Origin of the sequence: Arthrobacter sp. B6, from assembly GCF_001663775.1 — a bacterium.
In the GTDB taxonomy this organism is placed as follows: domain Bacteria; phylum Actinomycetota; class Actinomycetes; order Actinomycetales; family Micrococcaceae; genus Arthrobacter.
Genome location: NZ_KV467168.1, coordinates 2,545,846 through 2,562,428 on the forward strand (window position 1 = coordinate 2,545,846; position 16,583 = coordinate 2,562,428).

17 protein-coding genes are annotated in these 16,583 nt (G+C 64.5%); 9 read left to right on the plus strand and 8 right to left on the minus strand.

Translation table 11 applies throughout. The features are described from left to right. The 3 genes from AU175_RS11195 to AU175_RS11205 all read right to left on the minus strand — a co-directional run. A partial coding sequence (locus tag AU175_RS11195) for a Gfo/Idh/MocA family protein (RefSeq protein WP_066290982.1) occupies positions 1–868 on the minus strand: 868 nt, incomplete at its 3' end. Between the two features lie 26 nt (positions 869–894). Further along, positions 895–2,499 carry a sugar transferase gene (locus AU175_RS11200; protein WP_082979120.1) on the minus strand — a complete coding sequence of 535 codons (1,605 nt, stop codon included), beginning with the start codon at positions 2,497–2,499 and terminating at the stop codon, positions 895–897. Positions 2,500–2,653: 154 nt separating this feature from the next. Further along, a complete protein-coding gene (locus AU175_RS11205) occupies positions 2,654–5,341 on the minus strand; it encodes a helix-turn-helix transcriptional regulator (RefSeq protein WP_066288673.1) in 2,688 nt (895 codons plus the stop codon). Positions 5,342–5,922: 581 nt separating this feature from the next. Between AU175_RS11205 and rpsF the strand changes: the two genes are divergently transcribed. The 4 genes from rpsF (at position 5,923) to rplI (ending at position 7,709) form a co-directional block, all read left to right on the plus strand. After that, a complete protein-coding gene (gene rpsF, locus AU175_RS11210) occupies positions 5,923–6,228 on the plus strand; it encodes a 30S ribosomal protein S6 (protein ID WP_015939036.1) in 306 nt (101 codons plus the stop codon). Between the two features lie 73 nt (positions 6,229–6,301). Continuing rightward, a complete protein-coding gene (locus tag AU175_RS11215; protein WP_066288676.1) occupies positions 6,302–6,877 on the plus strand; it encodes a single-stranded DNA-binding protein in 576 nt (191 codons plus the stop codon). Between the two features lie 122 nt (positions 6,878–6,999). After that, positions 7,000–7,239 (plus strand): 30S ribosomal protein S18, encoded by a 240-nt coding sequence (rpsR, locus tag AU175_RS11220; protein ID WP_003800144.1) that lies wholly within the window; start codon positions 7,000–7,002, stop codon positions 7,237–7,239. Positions 7,240–7,256: 17 nt separating this feature from the next. Further along, entirely contained in the window at positions 7,257–7,709 is a 453-nt protein-coding gene (gene rplI / locus AU175_RS11225) for a 50S ribosomal protein L9 (protein ID WP_066288679.1), read from the plus strand. 140 nt (positions 7,710–7,849) lie between these two features. Here the strand turns inward: rplI and AU175_RS11230 are convergent, their stop codons facing one another. Then, complete coding sequence (locus AU175_RS11230; RefSeq protein WP_066288681.1) at positions 7,850–8,272, minus strand: DUF1801 domain-containing protein; 423 nt, start codon at positions 8,270–8,272, stop codon at positions 7,850–7,852. Positions 8,273–8,330: 58 nt separating this feature from the next. On the opposite strand from AU175_RS11230, the gene AU175_RS11235 reads away from it, so the two are divergent. From AU175_RS11235 to AU175_RS11245, 3 genes are all read left to right on the plus strand, one after another. Beyond that, positions 8,331–9,191 (plus strand): PhzF family phenazine biosynthesis protein, encoded by an 861-nt coding sequence (locus AU175_RS11235; RefSeq protein ID WP_231938531.1) that lies wholly within the window; start codon positions 8,331–8,333, stop codon positions 9,189–9,191. 90 nt (positions 9,192–9,281) lie between these two features. Further along, positions 9,282–9,908, plus strand: a complete 627-nt coding sequence (locus AU175_RS11240) for an FMN reductase (protein WP_066288687.1) — start codon at positions 9,282–9,284, stop codon at positions 9,906–9,908. Positions 9,909–9,991: 83 nt separating this feature from the next. Next, positions 9,992–10,351, plus strand: coding sequence for a zf-TFIIB domain-containing protein (locus tag AU175_RS11245; RefSeq protein ID WP_066290985.1), 360 nt, complete (start codon positions 9,992–9,994; stop codon positions 10,349–10,351). A gap of 56 nt (positions 10,352–10,407) precedes the next feature. Here the strand turns inward: AU175_RS11245 and AU175_RS11250 are convergent, their stop codons facing one another. Together AU175_RS11250 and AU175_RS11255 are read right to left on the minus strand one after the other, a co-directional pair. Further along, a complete protein-coding gene (locus tag AU175_RS11250) occupies positions 10,408–10,983 on the minus strand; it encodes a hypothetical protein (RefSeq protein ID WP_066288689.1) in 576 nt (191 codons plus the stop codon). 2 nt (positions 10,984–10,985) lie between these two features. Next, positions 10,986–11,441, minus strand: coding sequence for a hypothetical protein (locus AU175_RS11255; protein ID WP_066288691.1), 456 nt, complete (start codon positions 11,439–11,441; stop codon positions 10,986–10,988). A gap of 686 nt (positions 11,442–12,127) precedes the next feature. Here AU175_RS11255 and dnaB point away from each other — a divergent pair. Beyond that, complete coding sequence (gene dnaB, locus AU175_RS11260; protein WP_066288695.1) at positions 12,128–13,507, plus strand: replicative DNA helicase; 1,380 nt, start codon at positions 12,128–12,130, stop codon at positions 13,505–13,507. Positions 13,508–13,535: 28 nt separating this feature from the next. Here the strand turns inward: dnaB and AU175_RS11265 are convergent, their stop codons facing one another. Continuing rightward, positions 13,536–14,504, minus strand: coding sequence for an acyl-CoA thioesterase (locus AU175_RS11265; RefSeq protein WP_066288697.1), 969 nt, complete (start codon positions 14,502–14,504; stop codon positions 13,536–13,538). A gap of 136 nt (positions 14,505–14,640) precedes the next feature. Continuing rightward, positions 14,641–15,075 (minus strand): DoxX family protein, encoded by a 435-nt coding sequence (locus AU175_RS11270; protein WP_066288703.1) that lies wholly within the window; start codon positions 15,073–15,075, stop codon positions 14,641–14,643. A gap of 144 nt (positions 15,076–15,219) precedes the next feature. Between AU175_RS11270 and AU175_RS11275 the strand changes: the two genes are divergently transcribed. After that, positions 15,220–16,572 carry an MATE family efflux transporter gene (locus AU175_RS11275; RefSeq protein WP_066290987.1) on the plus strand — a complete coding sequence of 451 codons (1,353 nt, stop codon included), beginning with the start codon at positions 15,220–15,222 and terminating at the stop codon, positions 16,570–16,572. Positions 16,573–16,583: the final 11 nt, after the last annotated feature.

Below are 16,583 nucleotides of genomic sequence, written 5' to 3' on the forward strand. Positions count from 1 at the left end.
TCTTCTTCTCCCCCGCCGATTTGGCCTGCCGGTCGAGGCTGACGCCGCGATCGTAGACGCTCAGCCGCTGCTGGGGATTGAGGTCGTCCCACACCAGGGTGCGCAGGGACCCGCCTATCACCATTTGCCGGATCTTGGTGGGGCTCAGCCAGTTCACGTGGACGTGGGCGGTGGCATCGTTGGGCAGCCGGAAATTCAGGTGCCCCACGCAGTCCCTGCCGGTCCCCAGCGGGTCGGCACCGAAGGCCGAAACCTCCGTCGGGTTAAGGCCGCCGGGAAGGACAAAGTCAAGGATTGCGAGATCGTGCGGGGCAAGATCCCAGAACACATCAACATCGGGCTGCACCAGCCCCAGATTGATCCGCGTGGAGTCCACGAAGAGAATTTCGCCCAGCGACCCCGCCTGCACCAGCTCCTGCATTTTCAGCACCGCCGGTGTGTAGCAGTACGTGTGGTCCGCCATCAGCACCAGGCCGTTGGCCTCGGCTTCCGCCACCATCTCCAGCCCATGCGCTCGGCTGTCCGCGAGCGGCTTCTCCACCAGTACGTGCTTGCCGGCGCGCAGCGCCGTCATGACGGTCCCGTGGTGCGTGCGGGCCGGCGTCGCGATCGCCACAGCGTCCACGTCAAACGTGTCCAGCAGCTCATCGAGGGACTCGACGACGGGAATGTCACCCAGCGTCGCAGCCAGCTTGGCCGCCCGTTCAATGTCCAGGTCACAGATTGCCACGAGGTCCCAGTCGGTGCTGGCCTGCAGGTTGCGGGCCAGGTTTGGCCCCCAGTAACCGGCCCCGACGACGGCGATCTTCAGTTTCGGCGTCGGCTGACGGTGGGTGGGGACGTGGAACGGATTGGCGAAGGTTCTCATGTCACTTTCTTTCCCGGGTGAGGTGTTTAGTAGGCGCCGGAGGGCTTGACGACCGTGCGGAAGGTCCGCCACAGGATCAGCAGGTCCCCGGCGATCGACCAGTTCTCGACGTAATAGAGGTCCAGCCGCACTGCCTCATCCCAGGAAAGGTCCGAGCGGCCATTGATCTGCCACAGGCCGGTGATTCCCGGCTTGATGAGCAGGCGACGGTGGGTGTGGCGTTCGTAGCCGTTGACTTCACGGTCCAGCGGCGGCCGGGGTCCCACCATGCTCATGTTGCCGAGCACCACATTCCAGAGCTGCGGCAGTTCATCGAGCGAATACTTCCGCATCCAGCGCCCGCACGCGGTGACGCGTGGATCATCGCGGAGCTTGAACAGCACCCCCGACCCTTCGTTTTGCTGATTGAGTGCCGCGAGGCGGGCCTCGGCGTCAACCACCATGGAGCGGAACTTGAACATCCCGAACACGGTGCCGTCCTTGCCCACCCGGTCCTGCCGGAAAAGAACCGGTCCGGGGCTATCCAGCCGAACGATCACGGCCAGCACCAGGAGCAGTGGCGACAGCGCGAGGAGGGCAGCCAGCGCCATCGCCACATCCATGACCCTCTTCAGTGCATGTTTCGCCCCCGAGTACTGGGGAATATCCACGTGCATGAGGGGGAGGCCTTCCACGGGGCGCCAGTGGATGCGGGGCCCAGCGACGTTGGTGAGGGTGGCCGCAAGGACCATTTCCGCGGCGCACTCCTCCAGCTTCCAGCCGAGCTCACGGATGAACTTGTTGCCGCCGGGCAAAGGCCCCGCCACGATGACTGCGTCCGCGTCGGACAGCCGCGCGGTCCGGGCGATGTCGTCAGTGGAGGAAAGGACCGGGATCTGCTGGCCGTCCACGCGCAGGCTCGCCCCGCGCCTGGCGCCGGGAAGGCAGACTCCCAGGATCTTGTACACGGGGCCGGATTTCCTGGCCACCTGCTGGACCACGTAGCGGACGTCCTCGGGTTCCCCCACCACGATGGTCCTGGAGAGGTGGCGTCCGCGGGCCTTTTCCCTGGTGAGCCGGCGCCGGAATGCCCAGCGGTTTCCGGTCAGGGCCACCAGCCCCAACGGCAGCGAGACGGTGACGAAGGCGGTCCCGCCGTGCACCGAAAAGACGACGGCCGTGATGGCCATCAGGCCGAAGATGCGCAGGCTCGCAGAGGCGACCCGCTTGTATTCGTCCGCCCCGACTCCGAGTACTTTGGAGTCGCGGGTCCGGTAGAACTCCAGCGCCATCAGCCAGAGCAGCGTTACCGTGGCGGCTGTCAGGACGCCACCTTTGTCGCTTTCAACCCCTGGGGCGAATCCGACACTGGAGAGCAGGGAGCCGATGAGCACTGCACCCGCCACCACGAGCGAATCAGTGATGCGGAGGAGATTGATGTGCGTGGAGATCCACGCTGCCGCCGCCTTGCGGCCCGGCTTTGCAGGGACGGCAGAGGGCGTTGGGGGGACGGCAGCCGGCGGCAGCAGAAGCCGGGTTCCTGCGGCTTCTGCTGCCGCCAACGGCGCTGTTGCGGACCGCTGTGCAGCAACGGGCGCAACGGGCCAGTCAAAGGCTGCACGCCGGGTTCGGGCTACTGGAATTTCCGCCATGATGACCCCTTCCCGGAGTGTCCGCTTTTTGCTCTGACCGTGAAGCAAAATTAGCCCGGAACCGGCGGGTATAACGGGGAAAAGCAGGGGCTTTGTGGTATCGGGAAGGGAACAGTGTGGATACTGTGGGTACCTGCATTTGCAGGGTTTTGCCCTAAAGGACTGGCAGGACGTACGGTTCCCGGGCAGCGGCATCCTTGCCGGCGGCGAGGGCCGTCAGCTGGGCGCGGGACTCCACACCCAGCTTGCGGTAGATCGCGGTGAGGCGTACTTCCACAGTCCGCACGGAGACATACAGCGTGGCTGCGATTTCCTTGTTGCGCATGCCGCGGGCCACCATCTGCGCGAGGGCGCGCTCGTGGTCGGCCAGCATGAGCATGGCAGGGTTGCCTGGTGCACGGGCAGGCTCAACCCGCTCGTCCAGCAACAGGGAATCAACGTGCTGGGTCCAGGCATCGGCGCCGGCCTCGTCAAACATCACCTTGGCCCGCAGCAGTCCGTCCCTGGCATCCCGCAGCCGGCCGAACGCACCCAGCCGTTCCGCGTAGCACAGCAGGGTCCTGGCGCGTTCCAGGAGCGAGTCGTGGGCGCTCCTGCTCTCCAGCGCGTGGCTGAACAGCTGAAGCGACTGCTCGCCGTCGGCGAGCATGGCACGGCTGCGCGCCACGGCAGCCAGCAGCCACGGGGACCTCAGCCCCACGGAGCGGCTTTCCAGCCGATAGAGGGCCTGGGTGGCTTCGCGGTGCCGTCCCAGCCGGACCAGCACTTCCACCAGGTCCGCTTCGCAGCGGAGCAGTGTTGGGTTGCCGAAGGCCGTGCCGATCTCCGCGGCACGTGACAGCTGCGCGAACGACTCGGCCAGGTTGCCGCGCATGAGCGCAAAGTGGCCCTGGCAGGCGGCCAGTTGGGCAGTCATGGCAGGGTGGCTTTCGGCTCCGGAGAAGCGCTGTGCCTCGGCCACGTAGAGCCTGGCCAGCGCCTCATCGCCCAACGAGTGGGCCCGCCAGACCCTGAAAATATGCCGGATCCCGCGGTGGTACTTGGATTCCGGCTCGGTCAGTTCCAGGTTCTCGATCAGCCGGACGGCCGTCCGCACATTTCCCGCCCGGATCTCGTTGTCCACAGCCAGATAGTCTGCGGTTTCCCGCCAGTTGACGTTGCCTGCATCAACGGAATTCCGCACCATGGCGAAGGCTTCCTGGGCAAGTTCGTGGTGTTCGGCGTAGCTCAGGGCGCGTGCCTGCACCAGGAGCGTGACCACCGTGCCGGCGGCGTCATGCTTGCGGCCGAGATGCTCGGCCTTGCCGCTGATCGCCTCGATCAGCAGCTTGGCGCGGTCTGCCACCGCGAGGCAATCCTTGGAGGCGGCGTCCTGGAACTGTTCGGCGTGCCGAAGCAGGCTCACCGCATCTTCCAACTCCCACCGCTCCGCATAGTAGATCGAACCGACGGCCAACAGGGTGGCGGCGTAGGCGGGGTCGTGCTGGCCGAACTCCTTCACCAGGCGAAGCACCATGCTGGACCGCACGGCGGCGCCCTGGATGAACTGGATTTCGAAGGAAAGACCCGTCAGGCGCAAAATAAGGGCAGGATTGCGTGTCACCCGCTGCGCCCAGTCCAGGTACCGCTTGGCGTAAACGAACTCGCCCCTGTTAAACAGCAGTTCAGCCACCGTGGTGAGCCGTGCCGCAGTCTCGGCTTCCCACGGATTGATGGTGAGCGCGCGCTCTATGTACTCCACAGCGAAGGACACGTCCCCGCCCCGGATCAGGTCAACGGCGAACCGCAGGAGGCCAAACGGGGTCTGGCGCTCCAGCGTGGTAAAGCTCAGGTGCCACCGGCGTGCGTACGGGTCGGTCTCGCCCGCCGCTCCGGCCAGTGCGCGGTGGCTTGCGGTCCGGACGGCCGGAGTCATGCTGGCGAAAACATACCCGCGCAGCAGCTGGTCCTGGATCCGCAGGTGCGGTCCGGACCGGCTGACCATGCCGTTGGCCAGGAGTTCGTCCACCCCTGTCCACAGGTCGCCGTAAACCATTTCCAGTGTGGCAATGTCGCTCCGGCAGGACAGCGACAACAGATCAAGGACGTGCCGCGCAGCAGGGGTGAGGCTGCCCACCGACGCAGCGAATTCGGACTCGAAGCTTCCTTTGCAGGGCAGCGGGATGGGGAGGGCGTATTTGCCCTCGGCCTGGCGTTCCAGCAGGCAGGTGTAAAGCTCGACGGCGGCAAGCGGGTTGCCCTGGGTTGCCGCCGCCACCGCGTGGACTGCCGCTGTCGCAGTCTGCCGTGCCGGAATAGACTCCAGCATCCGGACCGTGTCGTTGTAGTTCAGCGACTTCAGGTGAAGGGCCGGGAGGCTGCCGAAGGGGCTGTCCGGCGATTCTTCGCGAACGCTGATGAAAAGAGCCATGTCCGTGCCGGACAGGCGACGGGCGAGGAACCCGATGACGGCCTGGCTGCTGGGATCCAGCTGGTCTGCATCGTCGACGACGATGACGGTGCGCGACGAGGATCGCTGATGGAGCCCGTTCAGGAGCATGGTGGATACGGTGGGGACATCCAGGGCGCCGGTGGAATCCCGCAGCAGTTCGTCGGCGAACCGGTTGAGGACGGGATCGTCGATTCCGTTCAGCAGCGCGGTAAGGCCGGAAAGCGGCCAGTCCGATTCGGAGGCACTTGCCTGCAGGAAAACTGTCCGGTAGTCGGAAAGCCGCGGAATCTCGGCCAGGAGTGCGGATTTACCCACACCCCGCCGCCCGACAATTGTCAGGGCGGATTCCTTCGGCCCACGGATCACCGAAAGGATCCGGTCCAGCTCCTTGCTTCGGCCTATTAACGACATGTGGTCCCCATCCATCGAAGAAGGAGACCGATATTGCGTTGTATTTCATATTGACGAGGCCCGTCCAGTCACTTGCATGACTGTGCGGGCCAACTTCTGGCCGCTTCATTACGTCCAGCACGGTACCCAGCCGTTGGATGCCAATATAGACCCGATCCGGTTCCCGCACCAGAGAAATTCAAGCTCCCCTGTACTCGAGTTTCGTGTCCCGACCTCCTGTCACGCAGGGCTCCCTTTTGCCCCGTCACCGCCGACCGGACCCGGCGCTGGCGCCGATGGGCCGCCGTCGGCCCTCCAATAGTGTGCCTGGAGTGACGGGGAGGGCTCCAGACCTGGTGGCCGCAGCTACTCGGGGTGCCGCGGTTTTCCACATATCCGCACCCGTGCTTCCGCTCCGGAACCACGGCGCCTAGCCTTGGGTCAAGCGCGAATCGCCTAACCGGTCCAAATGCACTAAGATATTGAAGTCTGTGCTGCGTCCTGCCTCCGTTCCGGTGGCCGGACATTTGCATGGCATCGCAAATGAACCTCCTGTTACGGAAATGCCGTAACCGCTTAGCCCAAAGGAGGTGGGTTCACATATGCGTCCTTACGAATTGATGGTAATCATCGACCCCGAGGTCGAAGAGCGTACCGTTGAGCCGTCGCTTCAGAAGTTCCTGAATGTCATCACCAACGATGGTGGAACCATCGAAAAGGTTGACATCTGGGGCCGTCGCCGACTGGCCTACGACATCAAGAAGAAGTCCGAAGGTATCTACGCCGTGGTGAACTTCACCGCCAAGCCGGAGACCGCCAAGGAACTTGACCGCCAGCTGTCTCTTAACGAGACCATCATGCGCACCAAGATCACCCGCCCCGAAGAGCAGAAGGTTGTTGCTGAGTAGTTTCAGCTCCGATTTTCATTCTTCACCCCGCAGGATCGAATTCTTCATCCAGGATCGAACAAGGAGGCAGTAGATGGCAGGCGAAACCACCATTACGGTCATCGGTAATCTCACCAATGACCCGGAATTGCGGTTCACACCGTCAGGTTCGGCAGTAGCGAACTTCACCATCGCTTCCACCCCACGCACCTTTGATCGCCAGTCCAACGAGTGGAAGGACGGGGAAACCCTGTTCCTCCGCGCTGCGGTTTGGCGTGAAGCAGCCGAGAACGTCGCCGAGTCCCTCACCAAGGGCATGCGCGTGATCGTTTCCGGCCGGCTGAAGAGCCGTTCCTACGAAACCAAAGAAGGCGAAAAGCGCACCGTTATTGAGCTCGAAGTCGATGAAATCGGCCCGAGCCTGCGCTACGCCAATGCCAAGGTCAACCGCACCCAGCGCTCCGGCGCTTCGGGTGGACAGGGTGGCTTCGGCGGCGGCAACAGTGGCGGTGGCTTCGGAGGGGGCGGCGCTGGTGCAAACCAGGGCGGCAACTCCGGCGGAAATTGGGGCGGCAACCAGCCCGCAGCGCAGGAAGATCCCTGGGCAACGCCCGGTGTCTCCAACGCAGGCGGCTGGGGCAACGGCCCGGATTCCGAACCTCCCTTCTAACCACCAAATTAAGGCCCAACGCCGGGACCGCCGTGGGTGCCGTAAGGCACCAGGCGACGACGCCGGGCCACCACCATCCCGTGGATCAATATCCACGGGCTCCATAGAATAGGAGCTCCACGATGGCTAAGGCTGAACTCCGTAAGCCCAAACCAAAGTCCAACCCCTTGAAGGCCGCTGACATCACTGTCATCGACTACAAGGACGTAGCATTGCTGCGCAAGTTCATCTCCGACCGCGGAAAGATCCGCGCCCGTCGCGTCACTGGCGTTACGGTGCAGGAACAGCGCAAGATCGCACAGGCAATCAAGAACGCCCGCGAAGTTGCCCTGCTGCCTTACTCCGGCGCTGGCCGCGGCTAAGGAAGGGATTAACTAACATGGCAAAGCTCATTCTGACCCACGAAGTAACCGGTCTCGGTGCTGCTGGCGACGTTGTTGAGGTCAAGGACGGTTACGCACGTAACTACCTGCTGCCCCGCAACTTCGCCCTGACCTGGTCGAAGGGTGGCGAGAAGCAGGTTGAGTCCATCAAGGCTGCCCGCGCCGCCCGCGAGCACGCTTCCCTGGAAGACGCTCAGAAGCAGGCCGCTGCACTCTCCGCCAAGCCGGTCAAGCTCGTTGTCAAGGCTGGCGAGACCGGACGCCTGTTCGGCACCGTCAAGCAGGGCGACGTAGCCGACGCTGTTGAGGCCGCCGGCCTTGGCCGCATCGACAAGCGCAAGGTTGAACTGCCGGCACACATCAAGTCGGTTGGTTCCTACCAGGCCAACGTCCGTCTGCACGACGACGTTGCCGCTGTGATCGAGCTCGACGTAGTCGCCAGCAAGTAGCAGGGTTCCTAGAAACCGAGCTTGCGAGGTTTCAGGGACGCTACGCGGGGCAAGTAGCCTTTACGGCTACGAAGTCCTGAACTGCACGAAAACCCCCGTTGCCGTAACCGGCGGCGGGGGTTTTCTTGTGCGTCCGGAGGTCAGGGGCTGTGGATCTCTGTAGTGACATGCCGGTAGCCCGCGCGGATCAGCTCGGCGAGGACGTCCCGGTCAACGTCGTCCAGCTTGTTGACGTAGAGGCAGGCTGCGCTTGTTTTGTGCTTGCCGAGGTCGGGCAGCAGCCGGTCGGCGTCGGGCCCCTCCGTGAGGCCGTACAGCACCAGGTTCGCCTTGCGCGGTGAGAATCCCACGGCGGCCGCGTCACCTTCCCGCCCGCTTTCGTACTTGTAGTGGTAGGTGCCGAATCCCACGATTGTCGGACCCCACATGACGGCTTCCTGGCCGGTGATCTGGCGCATCATGTCCAGCAGCTCGAGGCCGTCCGCACGGCGCCGGGGATGCTCCACGGCCGTCAGGAACTCTTCAGCAGACACATTTGTGGGTTTGGTCTTGTTCTCCGCCATATCCGTAGTTTCGCAGACGCGGCGCAGGCCTTCCAGCACCCGGTGATAGCCTGCAGCGGTGAGCCAGAACCCAGCCCCCGTGCGCCGACGTCGTCCTTTCGCCCAGGTGGATGTGTTCACCGCCGAGCACTACCGGGGCAATCCGCTCGCGGTGGTGGTCGACGCGGAAGGTCTGACTACCGATCAGATGCAGCAGTTCGCCAACTGGACCAACCTGTCGGAGACCGCCTTCCTGCTGCCGCCCACCCACCCGGAGGCCGACTACCGGGTCCGGATCTTCACGGCCCACGAGGAGTTCCCCTTCGCCGGGCATCCCACGCTCGGATCGGCGCACGCCTGGCTGGAAGCCGGTGGCGTCCCGAAGAAGGACGGAGCGCTCATCCAGGAATGCGGCGCCGGCCTGGTCCCGGTGAAGAACGACGGCGGAAGGCTGGCTTTCGCTGCGCCGCCGCTGACGCGCTCCGGACCCGTGGACGAAGCGGACATGGCAAGGATCGCGGCAGGCCTCCGCGTGCCTCGCCAGGCCCTTCTGGACGCTTCCTGGCTGGTCAACGGACCCGACTGGATCGGTGTGCTCTTTGGCTCAGCGGAACAGGTCCTGGACATCAGGCCGGACTACGCCGCCATGGAAGGACTCAAAATAGGTGTGATCGGGCCGCATGCCGCCTCGGGAGGGGCCGACTTTGAGGTGCGAACGTTCATCCCCGGTGACGCATCCGCCGAGGACCCCGTGACCGGCAGCTTCAACGCAGGAGCGGCGCAGTGGCTGATTCGCAGCGGGCGGGCGCCGGCGTCGTATCTGGCCGCCCAGGGCACAGTGCTGGCCCGGGCCGGGATGGTTCACGTGGACGCCGTGGATAAGGACATCTGGGTGGGCGGCCACTCCATCACGTGTATCAGTGGAACGGTGATCCTGTAGGCCCGTGGAATAAACACGGACATCCGCCGGTTACGTCGGTACATGCATATACATGTACCGTAGTTACGTGCCGAACCTCAGGAGTCCTCAGTGGAAACCCGCCGCCTTACCGTACTGTCCGCAGGCCTCGGAGTGCCGTCCTCGAGCAGGCTGCTCGCAGACCAGCTTGCAGCTGCCGCAGAGCGCCGGCTTGCCGGTGCGGGTTATGCAGTTGCGGTAGACGTTGTTGAGCTCCGGGACCTCGCCGTGGATATCGCCAACAACTTTGTCACCGGCTACGCGGCCCCGCGCCTGGCGGACGTCATTGCCGGGGTCGAGGCATCCGACGGCATCATTGCAGTCAGCCCGGTGTTCAGCGCGTCCTACAGCGGCCTGTTCAAGTCCTTCATTGACGTCCTGGACCCCAAATCATTGGACGGCAAGGCCGTTCTGCTGGGGGCGACTGGCGGCACGGACCGACACCAAATGGTCCTGGACTACGCGATGCGTCCACTGTTCAGCTACCTGCGGACCCGTACGGTCGCTACCGGCGTTTTTGCCGGCCCGCAGGACTGGGGAAACGCGGACGACGGCGGCTCGCCCCTTTCATCCCGGATCGACCGTGCAGCGGCTGAGTTTGCCGGCCTCCTGACAGGGGAACAGCCCGGCCGTAAGCCGGCAGCCCTGGAGTCCCTGCCGTTTGAACAGCTCCTGGCGGGCATCTCCGGCGGACACTGACGGGGCAGGCTCTCTGTACGGGGAGGTCCCGCGGCCGATCTATGCCGCCGAACTATCCGGAGCCGCCGATCGTTGACCCGGACATGAAGTGTCCTGTGGATTCCATTGACCTGATCATGAGCGAACGCAGCGGTGTGGAGATTGACTACTGCCCCCAGTGCCGCGGCGTCTGGCTCGACCGCGGTGAGCTGGACAAGATCATCGACCGCGCCAACGAGGCCATGGGCGGGGGATCCCCGGCGCCTGCCCGGCCGGCGGCCCCGGCACCCGGACCGACGCCGCCTCCGCTATACCCGAACTTTGAACCGCGCCGCGACCAGCCGCGTTATGACGAGCCGCGGTACGACGACCGGAAGTACGCCAGGCAGGGCCATGACCGCGACTATGACCGCCGCGGGCACAAGAAGAAGGAAGGATGGCTGGGGGACCTCTTCGACTTCTAGCCCGGTGGGGCTTCGCGAAGGAAGGCGGAGCGGCGGCGTCCTGTGAAAAGCTGGCGCTAGTCGTCCAGGAGGGCGATGAACTCGCGTGCCTGCTTGAGCGAGATGTCCGAGTGCCGGGTCAAGGCCGTGGCGGCAGCTTCTGTATCGCCGCTGCGTGCCAGTGTCCGGATCCGCCCGTAGATCTCGTCATTGAGCATGTTGCTGCTGACCTCGCGGGTCACGTCGCCTTTGCTGGCGATGGCCCGGTAGCGGTAGGGGAAGCGCTGGGGCGTATCGTCGTCGTCCGCGTCCTGGACAGGCTCCGGGGACTCGGGACTGCGATACGGCTGGGGGTGGGCTGCCAGTGCGCCCACCGCATCCCGTGCGGCCCTCAGGCCGGCATCCGTCGCCTCATAGTAGAGCTTGATCGCCGCCATGGCCTGTCCCTGGGCGATGAGTGCATAGAGCCGGCGGTGCTGGTCTTCGGTGAGCTTCGCGGCGGCTGTCCGCGCCAGCTCCGCTGCATCAACGGCGGGGGTGGCCGTGCTGGCTGCGCCGGAAGCCGTCCTGCGCCGGCTGATGGCGCGGGCACCGAGGGCAACCCCGGCAGCAACGATCACCAGGATGAGGGCGGGGATCACAAGCGATTCCATTTCTAAAGCCGATCTACGTACTTCTTGGCGGTAGCCAGGTCAAAATGCGTCGCCTGGCGGAGGAGTTTGATGGCCTGGGGCTTTTGCCCGCTACGGGCCATTGACTGCAGCTGCAGGGCGAACTGGGGGTTGAGCTGCCCGCCCGGAAGTGCCGTGTAACCGTGCTGGCCGGACGCTCCGCCGGCCTGCGCCTGCATCGCTGCCCGTGCGTTGTCAGCCTGCTGGGACTGCTGTGCCTCGTTCTGGCTCGGGCGGGTCTTGGCGTCCAACCGGGCGCGGGCAGCGGTGGCCGCCCGAACCTGTGCTGCATAATGTTCGGCTGAGCGCATCGCGAGGTCCTGCTGGTATTTTTCGGCGTCGGAGATGCCGGAGCCGCGGGGAGTGAGGGCTGTTGAAAGCGCCCAGATAACCGCCACCAAAACCAACGCAGGCAACAGCACCATCAGTATTTCGCCCATGTATAAAGCTTATGCCAGATCCCGGTTATCCACAGCATATTCCGCGCTTCGCATACAGTCAGGCGGGCGCCGCGTCAATTCGGAACGCCGGCTGTGGAATGGATCACGTTTTAGGTATGGACAGTGGGGATTTGGTCCCTAATTCCGTCCGCAATCAACAGCTTCTGCCTGCAAGCTGTGGATGAAGGTTTGGCCAAAGAATATTTCCTCCACAACTAGGGGCGGGAGTTTGCGCAGGTCACAGGCCTATTAGCGCTGAAAGTTTTTTTATTTCCACAGGGAAACCCACAGGCTGTGCACAAGCTATGCCACTTAGTGCACAGGTTATCCACAGATGGCGGGAACATGCGGCTTTGCCCTTTGGGAATGGACGGCTAGCGTAGCGGAGTACCTCTTTTTGAGGTGCTAAAGCGCTGCGGAGGAGTAGTCGGAGCGCCACGGCTAATCCTCGGATCCCGCCGTGGCGGATGCCAGTGTGGATAACCTGTGGATATTGGGGATAACTCTTTGTGCACAAAGCCCGGGGGTTTGTTGGGGCGGCCGGTCAGCAATTGTCGGCGCCGTCCGGTAGACCTGACCCGTTGGGTGTGTCGCGGATGCCCCACGGCAACCGCACCGCTCGGGAAGAAAAGCATTAACCACGGCAGGACCTGTTCCGCCGCGGCACACAATGGAGGACGGCAGCTTTGTCAGTAACGCACCTGGACTCGATCGAGGGCACCCGCGGATCAGAAGGCAGCCGGAAGCCGCCCCAGGACATTCCGGCGGAACAGTCCGTTCTGGGCGGCATGATGCTCTCCAAGGATGCGATTGCGGATGTTGTGGAGATCCTCCGCGGCCAGGACTTCTACCGTCCCGCGCACGAAACCATCTACGAAGCCATCATCGACCTTTACGGCCGCGGCGAACCAGCCGACGCCGTCACCGTTTCGGATGAACTGACCAAGCGCGCCGAAATCAACAGGATCGGCGGACCCGCGTACCTGCATGAACTCATTCAGACCGTGCCAACCGCAGCCAACGCCGGCTACTACGCCGAGATCGTGGCCGAACGCGCAGTTCTGCGCCGCCTGGTCAACGCGGGAACCAAAATCGTCCAGCTGGGTTACGGCTCGGACGGCGAGGTGGAAGACCTCGTCAACCAGGCCCAGGCCGAGGTCTACGCCGTGGCCGAGCGCCGCACCGCCGAGGACTACGTCGTCCTCAAGGACGTCATGGAATCCACGGTGGACGAGATCGAAGCCTCCGGCCACCGCGGCGAAGGCATGGTGGGCGTGCCCACAGGCTTCTATGAACTTGATGAGCTGACCCACGGACTTCACCCGGGGCAGATGATTGTTATCGCTGCCCGCCCCGCTGTTGGCAAGTCAACGTTCGCGCTGGACTTCGCCCGGTCGGCGGCCATCAAGAACAACCTGGCAACGGTGATGTTCTCGCTTGAAATGGGCCGTAATGAGATCGCCATGCGACTCCTGTCCGCCGAGGCAACCATCGGGCTGCAGGACCTCCGCAAAGGCACCATCAAGGACGAGCAGTGGTCCAAGATCGCCACCACCATGGGCCGGATGAACGATGCCCCGTTGTTCATCGACGACAGCCCCAACATGTCGCTGATGGAAATCCGCGCAAAGTGCCGGCGCCTCAAGCAGCAGCATGACCTCAAGCTCGTGATCCTGGACTACCTGCAGCTCATGAGCTCAGGCAAGAAAGTGGAGTCACGCCAGCAGGAGGTTTCGGAGTTCTCACGTGCCCTCAAGCTGCTGGCCAAGGAGCTCCAGGTTCCGGTGATCGCGCTGTCCCAGCTGAACCGTGGTTCCGAGCAGCGGCAGGACAAGCGGCCCATGGTCTCTGACCTTCGTGAATCGGGCTCCATCGAGCAGGATGCGGACATGGTGATCCTGCTCCACCGCGAGGACGTCTATGACAAGGAGTCACCGCGTGCAGGCGAGGCAGACATCCTGATCGCCAAGCACCGCAACGGCCCCACCAAGGACATTGTCGTGGCGTTCCAGGGCCATTATTCGCGGTTCGCCAACATGGCGGCCGACGCCGGCGGCGGCTTCTAAAGTCCGGTCACCGCAGGGCGCGGCCGGCTCAGCCCTGGGTCAGCATGTGGTTGGGCAGCCGATTCCCGGGCGCTGTGCCCCGGATTTCCAGCAACTCGCGCGCATGCGCGTGCAGCCGTTTGTCCTCCTCGGAGACCGGCACCCAGCGGGGGATGGGCACTGACGTGCCTTCGGCGTCGCGTGCCACCATCACGGTGAGGCAGTAGGTGGTGAGGTTCAGTTCCTTGCCCTTGGGATCGCCCGAACGGACGTGCACGGCAATGTGCATTCCCTTGGTCCCGGTATACACAAGCCTCGCCTCCACTTCCACGACGTGCCCGATGAGCAGCGGACGGTAGAAACGGACGCCGCCCGAGAACACGGCCACGGTGTCCTTGCCGCAATACCGGGACGCACAGACATAGGCTGCCTCGTCGATCCACTTCATCACGATGCCGCCATGGACCTTGCCGCCCCAGTTGACATCCGTGGGGGCAGCCATGAAACGCAACGTGACGCGTTCGGCAGTCCCGGCTTCGGTATATTCCTGGGCGTTCATGGCTGCAACGATCTGCTCACGGACTTTGACCCTGGCCAGGGCATGGTCGCGCTGTTCGATTTGTTCGGCAGTGACCGGCTCAAACTGTCTGACCGGGATCGGCTTGCCGTCCTCGCCCACGGCCACAAAGATCACCATGCACTGGCTGCGCATCGTCGCCGCGCCGCCCTTGGGATCACCGGAGGAGACAACTGTGCGGATGTGCATCGAGGAGCGTCCCGTGTACACGATAGTGGCCTCCACCTCCACCATGTCGCCGCTGTTGACGGGGTCCGCGAAGTGGATGTTGCCCACGTAGGCGGTGACGCAGTACGACTGTGCCCAGCCGACGGCTGCCGCGTACGCTGCCTTGTCCACCCATTCAAGGACGGTCCCCGCGTCCACGGACCCGCTGTGTCCCACATCCATGGGGGCGGCCAAAAAGCGGAGGGTTACGGAGTTGGCTGCGGTCTCAGTCATGCTGCGATCTTACTGAGGTGCGCGTCACCAGTGGGTTGGGACTGACACAAACCGGCAACAGGAACTGCCCCGCCCGCCATTTCGGCGCACGGGGCAGTTCGGTTCGGTTGAAGCTCTGGCGCCGGTGTTACAGCCGTTAGGCCAGGACGGCCAGCTTGGAGTTGGCACGGCCGAACATCGCCCGGTCCACGGAGATGCGGCCGGCGCCGGTGAGTGCCACCGCCAGGGCCGCTGCTGCCAGAAGCAATACAAGTTCGTAGCCGCCCGTTGCTGCGAAGACGCCCGCAGGGGCGTGCACCAGGAACAGGGCGCCCAGCATGTCAAGGGCCAGGAGGAGGGCGAAAACCCGGGTGAGAACACCCAGAATGAGCGCGATGCCGCCGCCCAGTTCGAGGACTGCCACCGCCGGAGCGGCGATTTCGGCCGCGGGAACGCCCATCTTCGCGAAGGAGGCTTGAGTGCCGGCGATGGTCCATTCATTGAACTTCTGCCAGCCGTGGGCGGCGAAAAGGAAACCGAGGACGATGCGCAGGATGGTAACTGCCGTGGTGGTAAGCGGGGTCTGGTTCATGGTTCCGAGCCTTCCAGAACTTTGGTTGAAGTGTCAACTAAGTATGTCGTTGTGTGTTGTTGGTCAGTGCGCGCCCGGTGCCCGGGGGAGGGCCGTCCCCGGATCAGGGGCGTAATGTCCGGGCGCCCCGATAGGCTGGCAACCGTGCCACGTCAATCCGCCCCTGCTGCCGCAAAGACACCCGCCGGCCACTCGCGGGAAATCCTGCGGCTCGCCGTCCCCGCGTTTGGTGCCCTGATCGCCGAGCCGCTGTTCCTGCTGGCAGACTCCGCGATCGTGGGCCACCTCGGCGTCGCCCAGCTGGCCGGAGTCGGCCTTGCGTCCGCCGTGCTGCACACCGCCGTGGGCCTCATGGTCTTCCTCGCCTACTCCACCACGCCGGCCGTGGCACGTGCGCTCGGTGACGGCCAGCTTGGAAAGGCGTTGGCCGCAGGGCGGGACGGTGTTTGGCTGGCGCTCCTCCTGGGAGTCATCCTGGCAGCGGCGGGTTCCGTGGCGGCCGATCCCCTGGTGGGCCTCATGGGGGCAGAGGGCGAGGTGCGGGCCTTCGCGGCCGACTACCTCCGCTGGTCCATGCCTGGGCTGGTGGCGATGCTGCTCATATTCGCCGGCACGGGAGTCCTTCGCGGGCTCCAGGACACCCGGACTCCCCTTGTGGTGGCCACGGCCGGTTTTGGCCTGAACATCGTCCTGAACCTGTGGCTGGTTTACGGCCTGGGCTGGTCCGTCGCCGGTTCGGCGATTGGCACCAGCATCGCTCAGTGGGCCATGGCTGCCGTCTACCTGGTGATGGTCCAGCGCAACGCGTCACGGCACGGCGTCAGCCTGCTCCCCGACTGGCGTGGCGTCCGCGACATGACGCGGATCGGATCCTGGTTGATGCTGCGCACCCTCAGCCTGCGCATCGCCATCCTGGCCACGGTGCTGGTGGTGACGGCCCAGGGACCGGTGAACCTGGCAGCGCACCAGCTCGCCATGACGATCTTCTCGTTCCTCGCCTTCGCCCTGGATGCGCTGGCCATCGCGGCGCAGGCCCTCATCGGCAAGGAGTTGGGGGCGTCCCACGCTGCCAAGGCGCGGGTCCTCACCGGGACCATGATCAGGTGGGGTATCGGTTTTGGCGTGATCACCGGCGTGCTGCTCGCCGTGGCCGCGCCCTGGGTGGGTGTGTTGTTCACGTCCGACGCCGGCGTCCGCTCCGTGCTGACCGTAGCCCTGTGGGTACTTGCCGCCGGGCAGCCCATCGCCGGGTACGTGTTTGTCCTCGACGGGGTGTTGATCGGCGCCGGCGACGCGAAGTACCTGGCGATTGCCGGCGTCGTCAACCTGGCCGTGTATGTCCCGCTGCTCCTGTGGGTGGCCGGCTCCGGAGCCACCGGCCTGGCCGGGCTGGGGTGGCTCTGGGCTGCCTTTGCCTTGGGCTACATGGCAGCGCGGGCTGCAACCCTTGGCGCCCGCGCCCGGTCCGACCGGTGGATGGTGCTCGGTTCGCACTGACACCCGCGCCC